Raw genomic sequence first — 21313 nt, 5'->3', positions numbered from 1 at the left:
TAAGACCCAAGCGTGATTTAGATTTTCTCAGAACTCCGAGGTAATAACTATCCTTAGGGATAAGTGTTCTTTCCCTGGTATCTAATTCCCCAAATCCACTTGCCAAGCTAAACATATAAATTAGGTATATAAAAGAATCTGAATCAAATTGCAATTATTTTTAATTTTTAGTTACAGGGAGTCGGGCGTCGGGAGTCGGGAGTCGGGAGTCGGGAGTGGGGGGAGATGGCCAGATGGGGAGATGGCCAGATGGGGAGTCAGATCAGTTTTCCCTATTGCCTATTGCCTATTGCCTATTGCCTATTGCCTATTGCCTATTGCCTCTTGCCTCTTGCCTATTGCCTCTTGCCTCTTGCCTATTGCCTGTTACCGATTCCCGATTCCCGATTCCCGATTCCCGATTCCCGATTCCCTGTTCCCGATTCCCTGTTCCCTAATATGAAAACCCCTATAGCAAGCAGAATAATGTCAAAATAATCACAACCAGTTTGTCTGAAGAGTCCTCATGGAATGGCATATAACTGATGCTCAAAGTCTGGCAATTATTGACCGTGAAATAGGCGAGCATGTCTTTTCACCAGCGGAATACGAGATTGTGCGGCGGGTGATTTATGCCACAGCCGACTTTGAGTATAAGTCTCTGATTCATTTTTCTGAGCGGGCATTACAAGCAGGAGCAGCAGCTCTAGCTGCTCGTAGCACAATTGTAGTGGATGTGCCAATGGTACAAGTAGGGATCACTCCCCACATTCAAGATACCTTTGCTAATCCTGTGTATTGCAGCATGGAAACCCTCACTCGTCCTCAAAAAGAAAAGACTAAGGCAGCCTGGGGGATGCAAACCTTAGCTAGACGCTATCCAGAAGGAATTTTTGTGATTGGTCAAGCTCAGACAGCTTTAACAGTATTGGTGGAGTTGATTGAGGCAGAGGAAATTCGACCAGCCTTGGTGATTGGGGTACCTGCGGGATTTGTCGAGGTGGATGTGGCTAAATCTCGGTTGACGGACTCTTTGATTCCCCACATTCGGATTGATGGTCGTAAGGGTTCTGCGGTAGTGGCTGCTGCTATTGTTGATGGCTTAGTAGACTTGGCTTGGCAAGCCTATGGCCAGGATGATATTGACTTCTCACACGCCTAAAAGGGCGTTGCCCAATTGTGGAATAATCGAGAATAACGGGTAATCGGTAATCGGTAATCACCTTCGGTCAAGCTCATTGACCGCAACCCTCTGTTGGTGATCGATCAAAATTTGGCTAAGATCCTGTCAGCAACGGTTTAGCAAAGGGATAAGGATGGCAACTGCGGTTAAACTAATAGCTCCAGGTTTTTGTGTAAAGTACCCGAAAACCCCCTGGAGTGTGATATATGTCGAAGATGCTTCAGGCAAGTTTCATTTCCGCCTTAGTAGTCGAGACTTCAAATTTGAACCCCGCGATCGCTACCGTTACCCAACTCATGAGGCGGCTAAACGGGCAGCATTGTGTTTTCTGGAATTACTCAAACGTATAGAGCGATCGCGGATGCGCATGAGCATTCTGCTAGAAATTGGTATTCTTAAATTTCCCCGACAGACCTATCACTCCTATGAAATCTGGTTATTGATTGATCGCACTCGCTATAGTTGGGAGGTAATAACAGCCAATGGTTTTTGTTTCCGCTCCCAGCGCTGGTACAAAAATCCTAACAGTCCGATTCTTAAAGCCAAGAAACATATTGACCGGGAGCTAGCGATCTATCAAATCAAAGATGTGGTTGGCTGGGTTTAGTGACTAATGACTATCATCAGTATCAAAACACTTATGCCCGATAGTGCCATCAGGAAATAAGAAAAGAGGACAAAACGGTAATTTTATGGGTATGCTCACAATTGTCGTAGGCTCCTGCTGCGGTTGATCATTATGAGGCCAACGAATCCTGCGACTTGTACCACCGACAACATCAGTTATTTTATGATCACTACTGTCAGAAACAAAGCTGTCACTCTCTAACCTCTCGGTGAAACCTAAATCAGAGATTTCCATGATAGCCATATATCCAATTTATTTCTATTGATTGTTTATATAAACTTCCCCCATAGCTAATAGAAAAGTCTTGCCATATTGGCCATAAGTTACAAAACTTTAAAATTGTCAACTATCAATTAATTAAGGGAATCGGGAATCGGGAATCGGGAATCCGGAATCGGGAATCGGGAATCGGGAATCCGGAGTAGGGAATCGGGAATCGGGAATCGGGAAAACTAGACCTCTTGCAAAAATAAATATGAAATCAAAATCTATCCCTTTTGTATGCATGCCTTTTGCCTTGTCAACACCCACGGTTTATGAGACTTATGCAAGAGGTCTACTGATCTGACTCCCCATCTCCCCATCTCCCCATCTCCCCATCTCCCCACACTCCCTATTCCCTATTCCCTATTCCCTATTCCCGACTCCCGACTCCCGACTCCCGACTCCCTAAAACTATATAGCTTAACTGATGCGAGTTGCTTTTTCGCGGTACTTGTTGATAAGTTTATTGAACAATTGATTCAGCTGTCCAATGCAAAAACTATTCGGAGTCATCATTTTAGTGTTAGGATAAAAATAGAATTTATTTGAGCTGATCGACCCATAATTTACGTCCTTAAAGTTAATAGCAACCTGCTGATTTCCCACGGATAGAACTTGAAACCAAGTCGCTATCGTAGGGGGTAATTTTTTACTCAGACGCAAGGAAATTTTGGGACTCGAAAGAGATTGAGCGTAGGCTGGGGTTAAAAATGGTTCATAGCGTTCAGCTTCTGGAGTTAGCTGCTTAATAAAGGCTAAACTTACACCTTTGACCAGTTGCCGCAGGCTATGGGCATCGTCTCCAACCACTTCTTTGACTAACGTACTTCTAGCGATCGCATCGTTAAGATTCTTCGGGTCAGTCACACTGAGGTGAGTGCCACCAATGGCGCTAATCAAATACTTAGAACCCCCCAACTGATTAAAAGACCGTAACTGATGGTCTAGAGCTGGTGTAATGGCATCCTCTGTGCCCGTTAACATTAAGGTTGGTACAGTAACTTGACGCAAACCCTTAGTACCAAACAAACGCCCGGTTACACTATTCAAAGCGATCGCTTGCACCACTCGCTGATCAGTAAGATTAACCTCGTCTTCTGGTAAATCAGCCGCTGCACATTGGAACCAATCTGCTGGGGATCTGCCCACAGGAGAGCGATTTTTACAAAACCGTCGCAGTTCCTCTAAATTGAGTTTTCCCCCAGCCAACGCTAAAGCCGTGTAGCCCCCCAAGGAATGACCAATAATTGTAACTTGTTGAGTATTCAGTTTACCAAGCATGGTAGAATATCTATCGTTGATGTCAGCCAACTCATCCAGGAGAAAGCTGACATCTTTGGGACGGTCAATAAACTCCCCCGGAGGTAACAAATCCCCAAGTTTACCAGGTGCTGACAAACTGTTAATCCTGGTAAAGTTGCTGCCAGGATGCTCTAGGGAAGCTACAGTAAGGCCATGGGAGGCTAGATGGCGTGCTAAATATCTCAGAAATTTGCGGTCTGCAGCAAATCCGTGGGAGAGAACTACCATTGGTCCAGTGGTATCCTCAGCCCAGTATAGATCTACAATAATAGTACGTTGCCGTTGTCGGTCTCTTAGTCTTAGTTTACGCTGTTTAACCAATTGGGGACCGGAAGTAGCAGGGTCAAATCTAGGGCGAAAGGTGGCAGCGTCCGCAACAGCCAAATCTTGCTCTAAGATCGGACCAACTGCTAAACTTTTCCAATAAGAGGCATTAAGTTGTAGGGCAATCCCAACAGCAGACGAAGCATCCAAAGTGATCTTTTCTCCTGGGTAAGCCCGTAAGAAACTCAGCACACTTAAACCATTAACTTGCCTTGCTCCTAACAACAGAGCAGCTTTTAATTGCTCTAAACTACTATCGGGGAGTGCTAACCCTAGTCTGTCCAACAACCGTGCGCCATCGCTGGAGAGGAGAAGGTCATTGATAAAGGTTTCTGTGGTCTTAGGGTTGAGTTTGAGGCTATTGGTCAAAATCTTCCGAATCTGTGGCGTGAGGATATCTCGATAGGGTTGCAGTGCTGGTGATAACTCCCCTGTCTCAGCAAACGTTTCTAATTCCTTGATAGCGACAGATTGCTCAAATGGCCCTAAGCGTAGAGTGAGATACTCAGCGGCAAAAACTGGTGGGGTAATTGCCCAAAACAGAGTCACAAAGAGACTACCTAGAGCACCCTGTCTGATTTTTTTAATTTGACCTATTGAACCATTACAGTGTTTTTTCTTCACAGAAGATTCAGAGGTATGGCCGCGATCAGACCATGGCAGCTGAAAATTGATCATTAGCGATGTATGCAGAATGTGAGTGCGGATATTTCGATCAAAGCCGACTTAATCAAGACTCGACAAGCCCATCGAAATATTTTTTCTGCAGCACTTCTGCACTAAAGGGTAAGCTATCAGCTATTAGCTATTAGCGTGTCGCGTATCAGTTCTCAGCTATTAGCTATCAGTTATCCGCTATCAGCTATCAGCTATCAGCCATCAGCTATCAGCCTATGGGCTACTTTAGGTGCTACTTTAGGTGCTATCAGCGCTCAGGCAAAGGCTGACCGCTGACCGCTGACTCCTGACCGCTGACTGCTGACTACTGAATGCTTACTATTAATGAAGTAGACACACCTATTTCTTCCCGATTCCCCACTCCCGACTCCCGACTCCCGATTCCCTACTCCCGACTCCCGACTCCCGACTCCCGACTCCCTACTCCCTTTCCCAAATAACTAAATACTCGTATTTAATATCACTCCATCAAGTTCCGCTTCAATCAGATTAGCCCCCTGAAGGTTGGCATGAGTTAAATCAGCTCCGGTAAGATTCGCTTTTCTGAGGTTGGTTTCACTAAGGTTAGCTTCTCTGAGGTTGGTATAACTAAGATTAGCTTGACTAAGGTTAGCCCCTTTCAGATTCGCCTTCACCAGATCTGCTCCTGTTAAATTAGCTTTATCAAAATTACTACCAATCAGTTGAGCTTCATTAAGATTAGCCCCAGTCATCACCGCTTCAGTGAAGTTGACCCTACTCAGATTGGCTTTGGTGAAATTCACAGCAATCAGGTTAGTTCTAAACAGATTAGCTCCCTCAAGGTCTGCCAGAGAAAAGTTAACCCTAATTAGATTAGCGTCTTCCAAAGATGTCATAGTCAGGTCTGCTCTTTGGAAGGATGTACGGGTAAGCTTGGCTCTATTCAAGTAAGCGTGACGAAGAATAGCTTTATCAAATATTGCCCCAACGACACAAGCCTCAGTCAGGTCAGTATAAATCAGCAATGACCCACTCAAGTTAGCTCCCATTAGCTCTGCTTGAAAGAGATTGAAACCATTGAGGTTTTGCCCACTCAGGTCTACTTCCATCAGGTCAGGGATCAGTTTGGGATGATTGTCTCTCCATTGATTCCAGAGTTTTAGACCCTGCTCAAGCTCAGCCAGATGGGTAGGTTCCGCCATGTAGTTGATTAGTCCTCTAGGTAACAATTCTTAATAAAGTATTAAATTTAATGTAACATAGCGAAAATAAAGTTTACATTTTTGTTAAGATTTTTAAGACTGTCAGCAGCTTTTGTATAAAATGGCGGCCTAAAAAGCCACACCCAAGCTATTACGGCTTGGGTGCAACTATTGTTTGAAGACCAGACATTGGCGAAACAGCGACTTGGACAGGACTTACCCAAAACTGGGCACCAAACCCTACAGGTAGAGTTACTGCGTAAGTCCTAAAGTATTTCTAGGGGTCGGTTGGCGTTATTTGGGCAGGACGGTAAATTAAATTATGCGATCGCATCCCGACTCCCGACTGCCGAGTCGATGCGATCGCATCCATAATCTCTGTCCCGATTTCCCGATTCCCGACTCCCGACTCCCGATTCCCGACTCCCGACTGCCGAGTCGATGCGATCGCATCCATAATCTCTGTCCCGATTTCCCGATTCCCGACTCCCGACTCCCGATTCCCGAGTCGATGCGATCACATCAATAATCTCTCTCCCCATCTCCCCATCTCCCCATTCTCCCCATCTCCCCACACTCCCGACTCCCAATTCTCCCTATCTCCCCCTCTCCCCAAACTTCCAACACTCCCCACCCTCCCGACTCCCCACTCCCGACTCCCGACTCCCGATTCCCTACTCCCGAAAGAAACCTCAAAACCGTGTTCTAGGACGCCCCAAAGTTGTAATATAAACAACCGCTTCATCAACAGGAATACCTAAAACGTCATTTACCTGGTCATCAAAGAAGCCACCAATACCACTTACTCCTAAACCAAGGTAAATAGCTGCTAGATTGAGCCGCTGTCCTAGATGACCAGCATCCATGTGCAAGTAACGGTAAGCGCGATCGCCTAATCTAGCCACTGCTTTTTGTAAGTCAGCCGTGTGGAACACCACTGCTCTGGCATCTCGACCCAGATCTTGCCCTAAACACAGAAAATGCAATTCCTGTCGGAAGTTTTTAAACCGAATTTGCCGCAATTCTTGAGCCTTAGGCGCGTAATAATAGCAGCCTTCTTCTAGATCATTTACCCCAGATACTGCTATAAATGTTTCGATTAAACTTAAATCAAAATAATCTGGTGTTCCATCTAACCCCTGCTCAATGTAATGCTGAGGTTGGTATGTAAAATCCAGAAGAGCTTTTAGCTCCTCCAAGGTCAAATTAGCTGCACTATAAGCTCGGGTAGAGCGTCGTTTTAGAATAGTATCTAAAAATGCTTTCGGAGCATTACCTGAGCTGGTTAACTCCCCCCAATCTATGGGGTTTGTAGCCGTTGAAACTTTATCACAAAACGGAAAATTGTACTTGTCTTCTAACTGCTGGTCAATGTCTGTAATCTTTAAAGTATTACCCTTAGCTTTCCAATCACCACCCTCTTTAATTTCCGTAGCGCGGTGCAAATAACCCAATAATTCTCCATCTGGAATCTTTGGGTAATTAACTTCAGTAGGAGATGGCAACACAGTTGGGGCGATGGGCAAGTTTTGTTCAACTTTGAGCTGATCGGCCAGGGGGATTACTGCGATCGCTCCTTCTTGTTCCAGGTCTAGATAAAGCAGTTCATTAACTTTTTGATCAGCAAAGCCACCAATTAGGTGAGGTCGGTAATCACTCAAAGCCCCAGCTAACTCAATGTTGCCTAGCAGATGACCAGTGTCTAGAAAAATTCTACGGTATGCCCGGTCTTCATAGCGCCAGGCAGAGCGATAAAATACCGCTGTAGTTACAATAGCCAGTTCCGTACTCTCCAAAACTGGGTGCCAGAAGCAAGCCTCTTGCAGTGCATTCCAAACATCACTCTCCCAAAAATGAACCAGAGAATGGGTCAGACACTGATAGTTGTATAGTCCTGGTGGTAATAGGGGAGTACCACGGGAAATCAAATAAACTTCAGCTGGGTATAAGCCACCAGCAGAGGGAGCTGCCCTCAGATAAAGTGGTGGTCCCATGGTCTCCACCCTAGCTGTCAAACCATAACTACACAGTAGTAACTGGGATAGCCGCCACCAACTTTTACTCGGTTCAGAGGTAAACTGCTCCCGGTCTTGTGAGAAGTATGGTTTTAGGTCAAAGTTAGTCCCAACTTTGTAGTCTTTAAACGGTATCGGCTGCTTCTCCCAGTCTAAGCCCTTATTTTTGGCTGATATGGTTTCTGGAGCATATTTGGTGCGCTCGTGGTAGTGCTGAGCGATGGATACTGGCAGTTTTGACATCTTAGTTGCAACAGAACATGAAGCTTTGCTTTATATCTTGACAGGATTTTTGTCCTGTTCCCTGTTCCGGTGATCCGCTGTTCCCTGCTCCCTTATTGATATAGCGGTTTTTAGCCTAATCACGTACACAGGATTTTTGCCCTGTTCCCTATTCCCTGTTCCCTGCTCCGAAGTCCGAAGTCCCTGCTCCCTACCTAAGAAAAATTTCGAAAAAATTTTATTAAATAATTTTATTTTAATAAAATTATTTTGTCAAGTATTTTTATTTTTACGTAGCAAATTTTCACAAATATTAAAAAAGAATTATAATTAAGTGTGTAATGCGCTACAAAGTTATACCTTTATAAAATAAATAAGCATAAATACGCATTGACATTATTTTATAAATTGGTATTGGGCGGCAAAAGCTGACCTATTTATAGCGCAATGAAAAAGATTGGTGGAGCCGAGTTACTTGAACAATACGCTAGGGGTAGACGAGACTTTAGTGGAGTAGATATCAGTGAAGCTGACCTGTTTGAAGCAGATATACAAGCAATTGACCTGACTAGCAGCAATCTTAAAAAGACTTACCTGCCCTACTCTAATCTAAGTCAAGCCAAGTTGCAGCAAGCTCAACTTCAAGCAGTTCAGTTAAGTGATGCCCAGCTCTACCAGACCAATCTCTCTGGGGCGGATCTTCAGAATGCCAATCTGTTCAGAGCAAATCTACGTCGTGCCAATTTACAGGGCGCAAATCTAGCTGGTGCTAATCTCCAAGCAGCAGATTTGAGGGACACTGACCTGAGCCATGCCAATCTCAGCCATGCCAATTTGAGTAATGCTAACCTGAAAAGAGCTATCCTTACTAAGGCTCAGTTGAGGGGTTGCAACTTATTTCGAGCCGAGAACGTCGATCTTTGTGATGCCTACTTGGATAGTTCGACGATTTATCCTGATGGGCATAGAGCTGATGGCTCTGAGTGATCAAACACCTATCCGTTATCCACCAATGACTTTATCACGACGTCACTTCTTTGCCTTAGCCAGTGCTAGCACCGCTGGTGCAATTCTAGCATCCCCCTTGAAAGAGGTTTTTGCCAAGAAGGCTCTTGGTAAATCATTTCGAGGTAAAGGCTTTGGGTCCCTTCAGCCAGACCCTAATCAATTATTAGACCTGGCAGCCGGATTTAGCTATAAAATTTTATCCCGCACAGGTGACACCATGAGTGATAGCAATTTGGTGCCTGGTAGACCCGATGGCATGGCGGCTTTTCCTGCACCGGGAGGCAATACTGTCCTGGTGCGCAATCATGAACTTAGCCCCCATCAATTGGATAAACATGGATTGGTAGCAGTAGAGTATATCAAGTATGACCCCATGTGTTTGGGAGGCACGACAACACTAGTAGTGGCAGCCAATGGTCAACTGGTCAAACAGTACACTTCCCTCGCTGGTACTGAACGAAACTGTAGTGGCGGACCAACCCCTTGGGGTTCATGGATTAGTTGTGAAGAAAGCACCGTTACTCCCACCACTTATCCGGCAGATGACCCCAGAAGTGTTTCGATGAAGCACGGCTATAACTTTGAAGTGCCCATTACCGGTGAAGTGGTTCAAGCTGAGCCTCTAGTGGCCATGGGTCGTTTTAACCATGAAGCCGTTGCAGTAGATCCCAATACTGGGATTGTTTATCAGACTGAAGACAGGATGGATGGTCTGTTTTATCGCTTTATTCCCAAGCAACCAGGCAACTTAAAAGCAGGGGGTCTACTGGAGGCATTGAAGATCCAGGGAACATTTCAAAAAATCACGGTTGAAAACTTCCCTGTCGGTCAGCCCATGGCAGTAGAATGGGTTCGGATTGAGGATGTAGACCCGGAAGAAGATACTGTGCGGGTTGAAGGTTTTGGTAAGGGAGCAACCCAATTTACCCGGGGAGAAGGGGCATGGTACGGTAATAATGAGGTTTACTTTACCTGTACTAGTGGTGGTTCGTTAAATCCAAACACTGGATGGGCGAATGGAGCTGGTCAAGTCTGGCGCTATGTTCCTGGTAGCAATCCCCAAGAGGGTGGCACCATTGAACTGTTTGTTGAGTCCCATGACCGCAGCTTACTAGAACACCCAGATAATGTGACCATGAGTCCTTCTGGGGATCTCATCCTCTGTGAAGATGGTGGTGGTGACCAATTCCTGGTTGGGGTCAATCCTAAAGGTGAGCTTTACCAGTTGGCACGGAATGCCCTCAACAGCAGTGAGTTTGCTGGTGCTTGCTTCTCACCCAATGGTCGGATCATGTTCGTGAACATTCAAGAGCCTGGTATCACATTTGCAATTCAGGGCCCTTGGGTTTAGAGTCTAAAGCGGTTGTAAAGTCATAGAACTTGACAAAATAAAGAATATAGTGCTACGAATCTATGTTAGGACTTATAGATGACGAGTAGCGAGGAACACCGATGCCTGCTTCCTTAAGTTATGACCTACGCAGAAAAGCAATAGCGGCTGTGAAACGAGGTGATCCCAAAATAGACGTGAGCCGGAGAATATAGAAACGACCCTAAGAGACTATCTCCAAGGATAACTTTCACCAGAGATAGCTCATTTTTTTTGTCAGAAGTTAGTCAACTTTAAATTGGCAGATATTGAAGAATAAAAACGAGATTAACAGAGGTAGAAATAAGCGATAAACAGGCCGATTATTTTGAGTGCAAACCTGATAGTAGATTGAGTCCAAAACTTTAAAATAAATGCTCTGCTAATTTTTGAAAGTGAATCCGATAAGATAGCTGATTAAGATTTATGGACAATGACGGGAATAAAAAAAAAAAATTAATTGAAGTTCTGGGTTACTAAAATTGCTAAAACCCTTTATTTACAGATGATGAAAAAATATCGATTTTATTTATATGTACTTATTACTACTTTAGTAATTACCTTGATAGTTGGCTTGTCACCAACCATTAGCCAACCTATATTACTCGAACAAAAAATACAAACCCTAACCGGTGAAAGATGGTTACAGCATGTAGAAGAAGACCTCAATCCTTGGTGGTTAATGGAAACTGCTTTTGGTAAACCTGTAGGTAATTTTCCTAGCTTGCGATGTGACAATGGGGAGCTACTTGATTTGTCTCAACCATGCCCAATTTTTAAGGATTTAGAAGATGAAGACAATTGGATTAAAAATTACTTTAATAAAAAGCACATAGTTGCTCATTCTCGTCAAATTTACACCTACGGAGTTGCTTATCAATTGACTGGAAATCCTAAATTTTTAAGTTTAGCAAAATCTGGATTAGATTGGATTCGCAAATATGGATTTGATCGAGAAAATGGTGGTGTATTTACTGTATTTTCTGAAGATAATCTTACTCCTCTTTCTTCTGTTTCAGAGCGTAATAGTCAAGAACTAGCCTATGCTTTACAGGGGATGGCTTTTTATTACTATCTAACTCAAGATGAAGAAGTATTGCCAGATATTATTAAGTTAAAAGACTTTATCTTTGAAAATTACTATGATTCAGAACAAGACATAATACTTCAATTACCTAAAAACCCTCAAAACCAGGAATCCAAAAAACAAAGGAAAGGAATAGTGTATGAATTAGATCAAATGAACACCTATCTAATGCTTCTCGCACCGATATTACCTGAACCTTACCAGTCGCAGTGGAAAAAAGATTTGGTTCACATCTCGCGGATCTTAATGAACCAGTTTTACAGTCCTGAATATAATAATTTTTGGTATTATATTGACAATGCAGAAGATAAAAAAATATTAACTGGCAAAACTGATTATGGACATTCAATAAAAACTTTGTGGATGATCTACCTAACTGGTAAATTAGTTAACAATGAAAGATTTATTACTTTTGCGAGAACTAGTGCTGATAAGTTATTCAAAGAAGCCTATGATTCTGAATCAGGAACATGGTATTCACGATTGTATGCTGATAAAAATAAAAAATTAATTAAAGACCTTAATAAAAGTTGGTGGATCTATGCTGAATTGGATCAAGTAGCAGGAACTCTGAGTTTAGAAAACTCATCCTACGTTGACAAATATTTAAAATCAACAGTTAATTGGTGGTTTAAGAATATGGTAGATCATACTAATCATGGAATCTGGCATAAAGTAATTTGGCCAACTTTAGAAAAGAAAGGTTTTAAACAATGGAAATGGAAAAATGGTTTTCACAGTTACGAACATGCTTTAGTGGGCTATATTACTACTCAAGCAACTCAAGGAGAAAAAGTGAAACTATACTTTGCCCGTAAGGAAGGAAAAGAAAAAAAAGGAATTAGACCTTACTATAATACAGGAAAGATTGAAAAAATCAATAAAAAACCGCTACAATCCATACCTGAAATGAATAAAATCGAAGTTACTTTTACGGAGATTAACTATAAATAAAATGCTTAAAAAGTTTCGTAAAAACAAATTTGCATTTAGTCTAATCACTAGCATAATTATCTTGATACTTTGTTGCTTTTATACCGTATTTCAACCAATATTAGCACAACAAAATACAGAAATAACGATGGGTCAACAATGGTTACAGCATTTAGAAGAAGACCTCAATCCTTGGTGGTTGATGGAAACTGCTTACGGTAAACCTGTGGGTAATTTTCCTAGTTTTCGCTGCGACAATGGTGATCTAGTCAATCCATCTAAACCCTGTTCAGCTTTTACTAAATTAGGAGACAATTATGGTTATATTACCAACAACTTAGATAAAAACTATATTGTCTCTCAGTCTCGTCAAGTTTACACATACTGCGTAGCCTATCATTTAAGTGGAAACCCAAAGTTTCTTAGTTTAGCAAAAGCTGGAATAGATTGGATTCGTAACTATGGACTTGATCGAGAAAATGGTGGTGCATTTAGTTACTTGAAAAGAGAAAGTCGCCAATCTGGTCCTTCTGTTTTAAAGCGTACTAGTCAGGAACTAGCCTATGCTTTACAGGGAATGGCTTTTTATTACTATCTAACTCAAGATCAAGAACTATTACCAGAAATTATTCAACTAAAGAACTTTATCTTTGAGACCTATTATGATCCAAAACTAGAGATGATGATGTGGGTTCCCAAGCAAGTTAAGAATGAAAATGTTACTAACAATTGGCTTAAACAGAAAAAACATTTGCTGTCCCAATTGGATCAGATCTATACCTACATGCTTATTCTCGCGCCAATCTTACCAGAACCTTATCAATCAGAATGGAAACAAGATTTGTTAAATTTATCAAGTAGTATAATCAACGAATTTTATAGCCCTGAATATAATACATTCTGGATGGAGATTAACAATATAGGAGAGGGAAAACTGCCGACAGATTATGGTCATTCCATGAAAGCCTTTTGGATGATTTACTTAACTGGTAAACTTTTCAATAATCAAAGATTTATTGACTTTGCCCAAATAGGTGCATCTCGTATGCTAGAGGAAGCTTATGATGTAGAATCAGGGCTTTGGGGTAGAGGTATTAGTTTTGATGAGAATGATAAGGGTGTTCGTGACCTTGACAAAAAATGGTGGGTCTATGCTGAATTAGATCAAATGGCAGGAACACTTAGCTTGGAAGACTCATCCTACGTTGACAAATATTTAAAATCAACTGTTAATTGGTGGTTGAAAAATATGGTAGATCATACTAATCATGGAGTATGGAACTTACTGACTTGGCCGACTTTAGAAAAGCAATTACCTAAACAATACCACTGGAAAAATGGATTTCACTCCCATGAACACGCCCTAGTTGGCTATATTACTTCTCAGGCAAACCAAGGAGAAAAAGTGAAACTATACTTTGCTCGCAAGAAAGGCAAAGAAAAAGAGAATATTAAACCTTACTACTATACAGGTGAGATTGTTGACATCAATAGGTCGCCAATGCCATCAATAACTGATAGTAATCTGCCTTCACTATCCGATTTGAATCGGGTGATAGTAAGTTTTACTGGTATTAAATAGGGTTTTCTGAACAGAAGGCAGAGGGCAGAAGAAAGGAGTAAGGTTTCAAGGGAGAAGGTTTTTTATCACTAATTATCCGAACATGATATTAATATAACTCGGATTTTATTGTAAACTATTTATGGGCTTGGTGAAATAACAACTAAGCCTATTATCTTGTATTACAAAAGTGATCGATTTCCCAACTTCTGCGGCGAAGTCTATTGATTACTTTCCAAAGATAGGGATCCGTGTAGGAATTGTGATAATTTCGTTCCCTACTCCCTACTCCCTACTCCCTGTTCCCTTCAAAATAACCAATGACTACTACCAACTCTTGGATCACTCGCCCAAAACCAAATCCTAAAGCCCGCCTGCGCCTATTTTGCTTTCCTTATGCTGGTGGTGCTGCTTCGAGCTTTCGCACTTGGCCGGAGCAATTGGCACCCCATATCGAAGTCTGCCCAGTGGAACTGCCTGGACGGGGCAAGCGACTGCGGGAACCCCTGGTTACTGGCGTATTGCCCCTGATTGAAACCCTAACACCAGGTTTACTGCCCTATCTCGATATCCCCTTTGCCTTTTTTGGTCACAGTCTCGGAACAATAATCAGTTTTGAATTAGCCCGTCAACTCCGGCGCGAGGAAGCCCAGAGTCCTCGACACTTGTTCATTTCCGGTCGCCGCGCTCCTCAAGTACCTGCCCGAAAACTTCCCCTTCATAACTTGCCCAAGTCTGAGTTGATCGAAGAATTGCGTCAATATAATGGCACACCAGAGGCTGTGCTAGCAAACCAGGAGCTAATGAAGCTGTTTCTACCGATCCTGCGAGCGGATTTCGGGATGAACGAAACCTATACCTACACTAGCGAACCCCCACTTAATTGTCCGATATCTGTTTTCGGAGGTTTGCAGGATACCGACGCCAACAGTGATGAGCTTGCTGCCTGGCGTGACCAAACCAGTAGCACTTTCACGATACACATGTTTCCTGGTGACCACTTCTTTCTTAATAATAAGAAGGAGTGTAATCAGCTTTTGGAGCTAATCACAAAGTTTGCGATCGCACCAGTGTGATTCCTTGGGTCTTTCCTTGAAAACCCGGTCTGGTGAGGGAGCGGGGAGCAAAAGCGTTTGATAAGCTTTTTTATTCCCTGCTTCGAGGTTTGAGCTTCTATTTTCATCACAGGTCTACTAATTCGAGACACTTTTTTTTTGTTCACCCAATTTGATCACTCAACCAGGCATAGACGGTTGTCCCGAATGACAAACTCTTTCGGTATTGGTAGTCCATGCAGACTCCGCGCCACACTGCTGGTGTAGGCACCCGATGCATTCAAGATCACGCGGTCACCAACCTCTATTCTTGCCATCTTTTCGTTAAGACAAAAATAATCTGTCTCATAACAAGTACAACCTGCGAGGTCATGGACGAACATAGGTCCTTCTCGGAAAGGGATCTGAGCAACTGCTGGACGTGGTGCCCAGAACATCAAGTTCCAAGCAGAGGTATCCAAAACAACAATGCGATTCCCAGAGGGATGATCGTCTGCTGCTTTGACCTCCGCAACCAGGTAGCCCGCCATCATAGTTAATAGCATTCCTGGCTCAATCACAAGCCGCACTGGTTGCTGGCGCTGGTTGTTGATACGAGTAATGGTTTTATTTACTAAATCCCAAACCCGTTGTGCTTCAGGTTTTTGCAGATGGAACAGGTAAGCCCAACCACCGCCGAGATTGAGCACTTCAACTTTAGGAAAGATTTCCAAGCAAGATACTAGCAAATCAAGTGTCTGATGTAGATCTGCTTCTGAAAAAGTTTCACCTTCATGAACATGAAGATGGACGACCTCAAGCTCATGGGTTTGTATTAGGCTGTGTAGACCGGAATCTGTGGGATCAACTCCAAATCTACTCCATCGGGTTACTGCATTCTTAGCCTTAGCATCTTCGTGAAAAGGAAAGCGAAGTCGAAGTCCAACTCTTTTGTCTCGGTTAACGCTTTCACACCAGACACGCAACTGAGACAGACTGCACAAATCTGGAATAACACCCTCAGTTGCCAAACGCTTAAGGTCGGCAACTGAGAAGCCTGGTGCTGTAGAGTAGATTGGCCACAGCCCTGCTGCCATGGCAGCATCTAGCTCTTGTATGGTGGTAATGTCTGCTCCTAGGCCAAGTTTAGCCATATGACGCAACACAGATTGGCAGCGGTTTGCTTTAACAGCCAAACAAAGCTCACTATTCTGAATTTGTCTGAGGTCGTTTCGTAAAGCCGTTACAGTGTCAGTGATGGCATCTAGGTCGTACACAAGTGCCGGGGTGGGAATATCACTGGCAATCTTGAACAATGTCTCAGGAATAGTTGGAATAATTGTCATCCAATTTCTAAATTCAGTTACATCATCTCGCCATCCATCTTTTATTTCTGAGTTGTTATTGTCTTTTGAGATCATGCTACTGCCAAATCTTAATTGTTTTGAATAAGTTTTTCTTGTTGCGTCTAACTCGAACCTTTTTTTACATCACTTTTTGGTAAACCATATATAAATCGTCGGGAGTCGCCTCTTTTAACTTAAACCCTGCCGCCTTCATGGTATCTTCTAGAAGTTGGCCGTACACCATTAAGAATTTATGGCGATCGCTAGCAACTATCTCACCTTCTTTTTTGAAACGATAGTCTGTTTCCCAAAAGTACATTTCTTTATTCTCTAGGAAATCGAGATGCTTTTGCTGAGCGTAAACAATGCCGTTGCCAATCTCTTGCTCGCCATCTGCATCAATTTCTTCTGCTTGAATGTTAAGTACAAACAAGCCTCCGTCAAGTAAATGGCGGGCAATATTGTCTAACATTTTAACGGTGTCCTCAAAATTGGGCAGAAAACTGTATAAGTGGTAATCGTTACCAACCCGACTAACACCGGCTGGACCCCCATGGGAATATATGCCATCAAAAGATTCTTGCAAATCCATTGATAACACATTACCTTCTACTACCTTTGCCCGATTTCCCAAACGAGCTTTACTCCGTTCTAACATAGCAGGAGTAAAATCTATGCCAGTTATCTCATAGCTGGGATCTAATTCGAGCAGTTTTTCTGCAAGCAATCCCGTTCCCACCCCTATTTCGAGAAGTTTTTTCCGACCTTTGAGGATAGAGTCCAGGGACTGAGCTTCTTTCGGATAGTCGTAATACCCACTTTTCATAGTGGCGTCATAATACTCGGCAATGTTATCGTATTTATTCATAGTGGTAGCTCTCCTAATTTTATTTGAGACTGTTGATTTAAACTGTTTATCAAGCCAATTTTAGGACATCAATGTCGTTTAGCCAAGCGCTGCTGTATATGCTGCGCGAGTTTGTATTTTGTTAAAATATCTAAGGGTAAGTAGGCGGCACCTCGAATAGTACCCAAGCAATCTTTGCTTTGACAAATACAATCAAATCCTCTATCCATCGACCATTCCGTAGATGGATAGAAGAAAGTCAGTTCCTCCCCAATTTCAATTTTAGTCATGGCTCTCAGAACGCGATCGCTCACAGCGAAAAATACATTGGGAGCGCAGCTATGATTGAGATAATGCAAAAACTCTGGGTGGAGCATAATATGTTGGCGTTCCCCAATTTGAAGGCTTAAATAATTGGGCTGCTCTAGGCTCTTTTTTACGCCAAATTTAGAGATTACCTGTCCGGGCATAAACTCGACGGTGGTGTGTAGGGATTTGCTTCCAGTTGTCGGACACTCCCGGAGCTCGGCCCATGATGCAACTTTTAGGGGTTTTTCAGCGATATAGTTTTTACCAAATTCATCCATATAAGTACCTGATCCAAATTATTTGGATGCAGTATTCCCGCTCTAAGCTATTATACAATTAGTTGGTATTTTTTAAAAAAATATTTTGCAACAAAAGTCAATAGTGTATGAAATGACCAATAATAAATTAGGAGTTTAACTCATGAGCGAGACACCCATAACAATTACTTACTCTTTAGAGGAAGTATTAAAAGACATAAACGGGAAGCTAGACAGCCTTCAAAAAGATGTCAACAAGATAAACGAAAGACTAATAAAAGTAGAGACACAGCTAGACGCGGTCGCAACGGATGTAAAAGAATTAAAAGGTTCAACCAAGGCACAAATTTGGACATTGATCGGCATTTTGGTCACAGCAGTTGGCGGTTTTCTGGTAGCAGTTGGTCGTGTTGTTATTTCAGGCAACCCCTAATTTATTCTCAAAGGATGGATTGGAGCCAGCAGAGATTAGGGATTTAGAGATTGCGTTCGCGAAGCGGTTCCTTTGGAACATCGCATGTAGCAAAAAAATACTATGCTAGCAGCAGATTGATTACCCAAGCCTTGCCATGGCTCCAGAATCTGACCCGTTGACGGAACCCCGTAAAGTCGTGGAAGATACCAATGCGAACGCTAAATTTTTCCAATTTGATCAACACCAAGCCAAACTTAGTACGGAGATTCTGGCGGGAATAACCACCTTTGTCACCATGGCATACATTCTGGTGGTTAATCCTGATATTTTGTCCAATGCCATTTTTCTCCAACAACCCAAGGATTTTTGAACTCTCCCCGCTTTAAAAAGACGGGGATTGTTAGCTGATCTCACTACGCGGGTTGAAACCGCGCTGCGTGATGCTTACAATACTGACTAGATAGAGAATCCAATCTGTACCGTTGTGGCAGGTTCAAAGCTGCCCTACCGACCTCGGCTAGGTCAACCCCTAGCTGTGTCGCTACTTTGCGCAAAATATTACATGCGTGCCTTAAATCTGCGTTAATTAACTCGTTATTAGCTGACCGATAGAGACCACGTCTAATTCGCTTTCCAGAAGGCTTCCACCCCAAGCCCGAAGGGCACGCTTCGCGAATGGGTTTCGCACCAAGTGTAGGTAGAAAATCCTGATCTAGAAAACTAGCCTTACTCGTATAGCTTTCTTCGGTTTCAATGAACTTAATACCGTATTGCTCGCATAATTGCTGGACTCGATTCTTGAGTCTTGCAGTGGGAATTTGGACAAACTCTTGATTGTTCTTTTTCCCAATCTTAATGCCATCTTTATTGCGTTGATTCCATCCAAATACCACGGTGCTAATTTGATTCCTCAAGCACCAATTAATAAAAAACTTGGCTGCTTTGTTGATATTGTCCCGCATCTGGCGATTCCGCTTTTCAGTAATATTTGCCAAACGCTCATCCCAGTAGTCTTGAGGCTTGCCCTTTTTAATTTTGGCTACCTGTTTGTTGTACCACTGGTTTTGGGATTTAATCTTGCGACCGTCAATAATAAATGATTTGCCGGTGGTAGAAACGCAAGTCAACCAGTTGTTGAGTCCTGGATCTATTCCTAGGGCGTTACCACTAGTCTGAACTGGCTCGATGTCAGATTGCTTGTAGACAAATTCCAGGTAAAAGCAGCCATTGCGAGGAACAAAACGGAATTCATTGATCGACTTGAAATCCAGATTAGATGGCATTGGAAGAAGGAAATGATCAATTCCAAACCACGCTTTAACCTGGTTCCCTAAAGAAAACTTGAGCTGTCCATCTTTTAGCTTCACCCACCTAGCTGGATAACTTACGACAGCCATTCCGCCTTTCTTTCTGTACTTTGGAACCCTTGGCTTATCCCTTAGTTTTCCAGATTTATAAAGTTTTGCCAATGCCTGATAGGATTTAAATGATTCAATTACACTGTGGAGAATTTGTTGAGCACAAGCAGATCTCATTGCCCTGAAATGGATATTAGTTTTAAGGATCTTGTCTAACTCAAACTTCTTGACATACTTACCAGCCTTAAACAATACTTGACGGCAATAATAAATAGCGCAATTAGTTAACTTATTGGCTTCTCCGCAAATAAATTCTAAAACCGCCCTATTATCAGGGTCTGTGGTTATCAGGTGCTGTTGGCATCCATACATTCCTCGTCACCTCCTTAGTCTATAGGATAACTTGAATATACTACCTCTGTCAACAACTATGGTCAGAAATAATCAAGAAATATTCAGGACAAATCCGCACTCGGTAACACTAATCAATTACCACTTCGTCTGGTGCCCTAAACGAAGAAAAGCAGTATTGACCGGAAAAATAAAGATGAGATTGCAAGAAATAATTTTTGACTTGTGCTCAGAACATAACTGGAGGGTTATAGCCCTAGAAATCATGCCCGATCATGTTGATATGTTTTTGGAGGTCGATCCTACCTTTGCTCCTTCCACGATCATCAAACGAGTGAAAGGGAGGGCTTCTCATTATCTCAGGAAGGAGTTCCCTGAATTGCTGAAATTACCCACCTTATGGTCTCCCAGTTATTTCTGCTCGACTACTGGAAACGCAAATACAGAAACAGTCAAGAAGTACATCCAAAATCAAAGAGGAAAATAACGAGAGCCGGGATAAATCCCGGTACGCTCCGGAGACGAAACCTGATTAATAAGGCAGCCTTAATCATGGAGGCGCGCTTTCCATAGGCGAATTAAATTCGCCATGGGTCGCGCCTCAAAGTTTTAACCTTTTTCCCATAACCGACCAACCATAAAGGCTGCCTTATTCTTGTGGTAACTTCTAACCCCGCCCACCCAATCAATTGGGTGGCTAACTCTCGCTTGTTACATCCTCTGTTTGGGGAACTAGTGATTGCCACCAGGATTTCAGCTGCTTTGGCAACCTTAGTGATGGGACTCTATGCCAAATATCCATTTGCCTACTCCCGATTCCCGATTCCCGATTCCCGATTCCCGATTCCCGATTCCCAATTCTCGATTCCCGATTCTCAATTCTACATTCTACATTCTACATTCCCGATTCCCGATTCCCGATTCCCGATTCCCGATTATTGATCATACAAATCAGGACGGCGTTCTTTAGTCCTCTGAATTTGCTGCTCTTTACGCCAGCGGTCAATTTCCCCATGATTTCCTGATAACAGAACTTCTGGAACCTTCCATCCCCGAAACTCAGCAGGTCTTGTGTACTGAGGATAGTCCAGTAACCCGGCTTCAAAGCTTTCTAATTTAAGGGATTCGGCTTTGCCTACTGTTCCTGGTAGCAACCGGGTGACACCATTAATCATGGCTAGGGCTGGGATTTCTCCACAGGTTAAGACAAAATCCCCCAATGATACCTCTCGGGTGACTAAGTGTAATACCCGCTCATCCACACCTTCGTAGTGTCCACAAATTATCACCAGCTGATCATAACCTGTGGCTAATTCTTTGAACAATTGCTGTTTCATGGGTTCCCCCTGAGGGGTCATTAAGATGACATCACGCTGGGGTAAAATGGGTAAAGACTCTACAGCCGCAAAAATCGGCTCTGGTTTCATCAACATCCCCACCCCACCACCATAAGGCTCATCATCAACTCGCCGATGTTTGTCAGTAGCAAAGTCTCGGGGGTTGATCAGATGCACTTCGGCAATTTGTTTGAGGAGCGCCTTACCAAGTAGCCCTGAAGTCAGGGGAGAGCTGAAGAAATCCGGAAATAGAGTGATAATGTCAAATCGCACAAACAGTTAAGGGAGGGTAGGGGTCTGGAGCTAAAAATCCTGTGGGAAGAGGCTAAGATACATAATCAGT

Annotated in this window: 25 protein-coding genes and 2 pseudogenes; 16 read left to right on the top strand and 11 right to left on the bottom strand. The window is 42.9% G+C overall.

Going from position 1 to position 21313, the window contains the following annotated elements; translation table 11 throughout:
- The first annotated feature begins 233 nt into the window (after positions 1-233).
- The 3 genes from F6K64_RS05030 (at position 234) to F6K64_RS05020 (ending at position 1769) form a co-directional block, all read left to right on the top strand.
- On the top strand, positions 234-437 hold the full coding sequence (locus F6K64_RS05030; protein WP_287251740.1) for a hypothetical protein: 204 nt from the start codon (positions 234-236) through the stop codon (positions 435-437).
- Between the two features lie 68 nt (positions 438-505).
- Positions 506-1141, top strand: coding sequence for a precorrin-8X methylmutase (locus F6K64_RS05025; RefSeq protein WP_008178322.1), 636 nt, complete (start codon positions 506-508; stop codon positions 1139-1141).
- 154 nt (positions 1142-1295) lie between these two features.
- A complete protein-coding gene (locus F6K64_RS05020; RefSeq protein ID WP_008178324.1) occupies positions 1296-1769 on the top strand; it encodes a hypothetical protein in 474 nt (157 codons plus the stop codon).
- A gap of 3 nt (positions 1770-1772) precedes the next feature.
- On the opposite strand, the gene F6K64_RS05015 is transcribed toward F6K64_RS05020, so the two are convergent.
- The 3 genes from F6K64_RS05015 to F6K64_RS05005 form a co-directional block, all read right to left on the bottom strand.
- Positions 1773-2033: a hypothetical protein gene (locus tag F6K64_RS05015; RefSeq protein ID WP_008178326.1), complete on the bottom strand. Its 261-nt coding sequence runs from the start codon at positions 2031-2033 to the stop codon at positions 1773-1775.
- A 114-nt stretch (positions 2034-2147) separates the two neighbouring features.
- Positions 2148-2297 (bottom strand): hypothetical protein, encoded by a 150-nt coding sequence (locus F6K64_RS05010; protein ID WP_154659649.1) that lies wholly within the window; start codon positions 2295-2297, stop codon positions 2148-2150.
- A gap of 177 nt (positions 2298-2474) precedes the next feature.
- Positions 2475-4358 (bottom strand): alpha/beta hydrolase, encoded by a 1884-nt coding sequence (locus F6K64_RS05005; RefSeq protein WP_008178327.1) that lies wholly within the window; start codon positions 4356-4358, stop codon positions 2475-2477.
- Between the two features lie 135 nt (positions 4359-4493).
- Here F6K64_RS05005 and F6K64_RS05000 point away from each other — a divergent pair, with 135 nt between their 5' ends.
- Both F6K64_RS05000 and F6K64_RS04995 read left to right on the top strand, forming a co-directional pair.
- Positions 4494-4634, top strand: a complete 141-nt coding sequence (locus F6K64_RS05000; RefSeq protein ID WP_287251742.1) for a hypothetical protein — start codon at positions 4494-4496, stop codon at positions 4632-4634.
- Between the two features lie 35 nt (positions 4635-4669).
- Positions 4670-4798, top strand: coding sequence for a hypothetical protein (locus F6K64_RS04995; protein WP_267871967.1), 129 nt, complete (start codon positions 4670-4672; stop codon positions 4796-4798).
- Here F6K64_RS04995 and F6K64_RS04990 read toward each other — a convergent pair whose 3' ends face one another.
- A complete protein-coding gene (locus tag F6K64_RS04990; protein WP_008178328.1) occupies positions 4799-5521 on the bottom strand; it encodes a pentapeptide repeat-containing protein in 723 nt (240 codons plus the stop codon).
- Positions 5522-5843: 322 nt separating this feature from the next.
- Between F6K64_RS04990 and F6K64_RS04985 the strand changes: the two genes are divergently transcribed.
- Positions 5844-6050, top strand: a complete 207-nt coding sequence (locus F6K64_RS04985; protein ID WP_287263387.1) for a hypothetical protein — start codon at positions 5844-5846, stop codon at positions 6048-6050.
- Here F6K64_RS04985 and F6K64_RS04980 read toward each other — a convergent pair.
- Positions 6044-6217 (bottom strand): hypothetical protein, encoded by a 174-nt coding sequence (locus F6K64_RS04980; RefSeq protein WP_287251747.1) that lies wholly within the window; start codon positions 6215-6217, stop codon positions 6044-6046. The two genes, F6K64_RS04985 and F6K64_RS04980, sit on opposite strands and share 7 nt — an antisense overlap.
- Positions 6214-7779 carry a SagB/ThcOx family dehydrogenase gene (locus tag F6K64_RS04975; RefSeq protein ID WP_287263388.1) on the bottom strand — a complete coding sequence of 522 codons (1566 nt, stop codon included), beginning with the start codon at positions 7777-7779 and terminating at the stop codon, positions 6214-6216. The genes F6K64_RS04980 and F6K64_RS04975 overlap by 4 nt, the downstream gene beginning before the upstream one ends.
- 426 nt (positions 7780-8205) lie before the next feature.
- Between F6K64_RS04975 and F6K64_RS04970 the strand changes: the two genes are divergently transcribed.
- From F6K64_RS04970 to F6K64_RS04945, 6 genes and pseudogenes are all read left to right on the top strand, one after another.
- Positions 8206-8745: a pentapeptide repeat-containing protein gene (locus F6K64_RS04970; protein WP_009149535.1), complete on the top strand. Its 540-nt coding sequence runs from the start codon at positions 8206-8208 to the stop codon at positions 8743-8745.
- A 25-nt stretch (positions 8746-8770) separates the two neighbouring features.
- Entirely contained in the window at positions 8771-10117 is a 1347-nt protein-coding gene (locus tag F6K64_RS04965) for an alkaline phosphatase PhoX (protein WP_044494492.1), read from the top strand.
- Between the two features lie 169 nt (positions 10118-10286).
- Positions 10287-10553, top strand: a pseudogene (locus tag F6K64_RS04960) (ISKra4 family transposase); the annotation flags it as partial.
- Between the two features lie 87 nt (positions 10554-10640).
- On the top strand, positions 10641-12176 hold the full coding sequence (locus F6K64_RS04955; RefSeq protein WP_075873699.1) for an AGE family epimerase/isomerase: 1536 nt from the start codon (positions 10641-10643) through the stop codon (positions 12174-12176).
- 1 nt (position 12177) lies between these two features.
- Positions 12178-13737 carry an AGE family epimerase/isomerase gene (locus F6K64_RS04950; protein ID WP_009149541.1) on the top strand — a complete coding sequence of 520 codons (1560 nt, stop codon included), beginning with the start codon at positions 12178-12180 and terminating at the stop codon, positions 13735-13737.
- Between the two features lie 299 nt (positions 13738-14036).
- On the top strand, positions 14037-14792 hold the full coding sequence (locus tag F6K64_RS04945; protein WP_009149543.1) for a thioesterase II family protein: 756 nt from the start codon (positions 14037-14039) through the stop codon (positions 14790-14792).
- 155 nt (positions 14793-14947) lie between these two features.
- Here the strand turns inward: F6K64_RS04945 and F6K64_RS04940 are convergent, their stop codons facing one another.
- From F6K64_RS04940 to F6K64_RS04930, 3 genes are all read right to left on the bottom strand, one after another.
- A complete protein-coding gene (locus F6K64_RS04940; RefSeq protein ID WP_009149545.1) occupies positions 14948-16171 on the bottom strand; it encodes a diaminopimelate decarboxylase family protein in 1224 nt (407 codons plus the stop codon).
- A gap of 64 nt (positions 16172-16235) precedes the next feature.
- Positions 16236-16964 (bottom strand): class I SAM-dependent DNA methyltransferase, encoded by a 729-nt coding sequence (locus F6K64_RS04935; RefSeq protein WP_009149547.1) that lies wholly within the window; start codon positions 16962-16964, stop codon positions 16236-16238.
- Between the two features lie 68 nt (positions 16965-17032).
- Positions 17033-17530 carry an SET domain-containing protein-lysine N-methyltransferase gene (locus F6K64_RS04930; protein ID WP_009149548.1) on the bottom strand — a complete coding sequence of 166 codons (498 nt, stop codon included), beginning with the start codon at positions 17528-17530 and terminating at the stop codon, positions 17033-17035.
- 142 nt (positions 17531-17672) lie between these two features.
- Between F6K64_RS04930 and F6K64_RS04925 the strand changes: the two genes are divergently transcribed.
- Positions 17673-17942, top strand: coding sequence for a hemolysin XhlA family protein (locus tag F6K64_RS04925; RefSeq protein WP_009149550.1), 270 nt, complete (start codon positions 17673-17675; stop codon positions 17940-17942).
- A gap of 136 nt (positions 17943-18078) precedes the next feature.
- A pseudogene (locus F6K64_RS04920) lies at positions 18079-18288 on the top strand (hypothetical protein); the annotation flags it as partial.
- A 49-nt stretch (positions 18289-18337) separates the two neighbouring features.
- On the opposite strand, the gene F6K64_RS04915 reads toward F6K64_RS04920, so the two are convergent.
- Positions 18338-19654, bottom strand: a complete 1317-nt coding sequence (locus F6K64_RS04915) for an RNA-guided endonuclease InsQ/TnpB family protein (protein ID WP_009149554.1) — start codon at positions 19652-19654, stop codon at positions 18338-18340.
- A 58-nt stretch (positions 19655-19712) separates the two neighbouring features.
- Here F6K64_RS04915 and tnpA point away from each other — a divergent pair, with 58 nt between their 5' ends.
- Together tnpA and F6K64_RS04905 are read left to right on the top strand one after the other, a co-directional pair.
- Positions 19713-20120, top strand: a complete 408-nt coding sequence (tnpA, locus tag F6K64_RS04910) for an IS200/IS605 family transposase (RefSeq protein WP_009149556.1) — start codon at positions 19713-19715, stop codon at positions 20118-20120.
- Between the two features lie 206 nt (positions 20121-20326).
- Positions 20327-20575 carry a hypothetical protein gene (locus F6K64_RS04905; protein WP_044494484.1) on the top strand — a complete coding sequence of 83 codons (249 nt, stop codon included), beginning with the start codon at positions 20327-20329 and terminating at the stop codon, positions 20573-20575.
- On the opposite strand, the gene trmD is transcribed toward F6K64_RS04905, so the two are convergent.
- Positions 20569-21243: a tRNA (guanosine(37)-N1)-methyltransferase TrmD gene (gene trmD, locus F6K64_RS04900; RefSeq protein ID WP_009149558.1), complete on the bottom strand. Its 675-nt coding sequence runs from the start codon at positions 21241-21243 to the stop codon at positions 20569-20571. The two genes, F6K64_RS04905 and trmD, sit on opposite strands and share 7 nt — an antisense overlap.
- Positions 21244-21313: the final 70 nt, after the last annotated feature.

The sequence above is a fragment of the Moorena sp. SIO3A2 genome, from assembly GCF_010672265.1.
Classification (GTDB): Bacteria; Cyanobacteriota; Cyanobacteriia; order Cyanobacteriales; family Coleofasciculaceae; genus Moorena; species Moorena producens.
Note: the sequence above shows the minus strand (reverse complement) of the source record. Positions and strands in the feature narration are given on the sequence as shown.

What these genes read in the sequence shown, in the direction of transcription:
- F6K64_RS04965 (WP_044494492.1), top strand. Translation starts at nt 8,771, where the DNA reads ATGACTTTATCACGACGTCACTTCTTTGCCTTAGCCAGTGCTAGCACC.
- F6K64_RS04925 (WP_009149550.1), top strand. Translation starts at nt 17,673, where the DNA reads ATGAGCGAGACACCCATAACAATTACTTACTCTTTAGAGGAAGTATTA.
- F6K64_RS04950 (WP_009149541.1), top strand. Translation starts at nt 12,178, where the DNA reads ATGCTTAAAAAGTTTCGTAAAAACAAATTTGCATTTAGTCTAATCACT.
- F6K64_RS05010 (WP_154659649.1), bottom strand. Translation starts at nt 2,297, where the DNA reads ATGCATACAAAAGGGATAGATTTTGATTTCATATTTATTTTTGCAAGA.
- F6K64_RS04975 (WP_287263388.1), bottom strand. Translation starts at nt 7,779, where the DNA reads ATGTCAAAACTGCCAGTATCCATCGCTCAGCACTACCACGAGCGCACC.
- F6K64_RS04955 (WP_075873699.1), top strand. Translation starts at nt 10,641, where the DNA reads ATGATGAAAAAATATCGATTTTATTTATATGTACTTATTACTACTTTA.
- F6K64_RS04940 (WP_009149545.1), bottom strand. Translation starts at nt 16,171, where the DNA reads ATGATCTCAAAAGACAATAACAACTCAGAAATAAAAGATGGATGGCGA.
- F6K64_RS05005 (WP_008178327.1), bottom strand. Translation starts at nt 4,358, where the DNA reads ATGATCAATTTTCAGCTGCCATGGTCTGATCGCGGCCATACCTCTGAA.
- F6K64_RS04990 (WP_008178328.1), bottom strand. Translation starts at nt 5,521, where the DNA reads ATGGCGGAACCTACCCATCTGGCTGAGCTTGAGCAGGGTCTAAAACTC.
- F6K64_RS05020 (WP_008178324.1), top strand. Translation starts at nt 1,296, where the DNA reads ATGGCAACTGCGGTTAAACTAATAGCTCCAGGTTTTTGTGTAAAGTAC.
- F6K64_RS04930 (WP_009149548.1), bottom strand. Translation starts at nt 17,530, where the DNA reads ATGGATGAATTTGGTAAAAACTATATCGCTGAAAAACCCCTAAAAGTT.
- F6K64_RS04915 (WP_009149554.1), bottom strand. Translation starts at nt 19,654, where the DNA reads ATGTATGGATGCCAACAGCACCTGATAACCACAGACCCTGATAATAGG.
- F6K64_RS04985 (WP_287263387.1), top strand. Translation starts at nt 5,844, where the DNA reads ATGCGATCGCATCCCGACTCCCGACTGCCGAGTCGATGCGATCGCATC.
- tnpA (WP_009149556.1), top strand. Translation starts at nt 19,713, where the DNA reads ATGGTCAGAAATAATCAAGAAATATTCAGGACAAATCCGCACTCGGTA.
- F6K64_RS04945 (WP_009149543.1), top strand. Translation starts at nt 14,037, where the DNA reads ATGACTACTACCAACTCTTGGATCACTCGCCCAAAACCAAATCCTAAA.
- F6K64_RS05015 (WP_008178326.1), bottom strand. Translation starts at nt 2,033, where the DNA reads ATGGCTATCATGGAAATCTCTGATTTAGGTTTCACCGAGAGGTTAGAG.
- F6K64_RS05025 (WP_008178322.1), top strand. Translation starts at nt 506, where the DNA reads ATGGAATGGCATATAACTGATGCTCAAAGTCTGGCAATTATTGACCGT.
- F6K64_RS04935 (WP_009149547.1), bottom strand. Translation starts at nt 16,964, where the DNA reads ATGAATAAATACGATAACATTGCCGAGTATTATGACGCCACTATGAAA.
- F6K64_RS04995 (WP_267871967.1), top strand. Translation starts at nt 4,670, where the DNA reads ATGCTTACTATTAATGAAGTAGACACACCTATTTCTTCCCGATTCCCC.
- F6K64_RS05030 (WP_287251740.1), top strand. Translation starts at nt 234, where the DNA reads ATGGGGAGATGGCCAGATGGGGAGTCAGATCAGTTTTCCCTATTGCCT.
- F6K64_RS04970 (WP_009149535.1), top strand. Translation starts at nt 8,206, where the DNA reads ATGAAAAAGATTGGTGGAGCCGAGTTACTTGAACAATACGCTAGGGGT.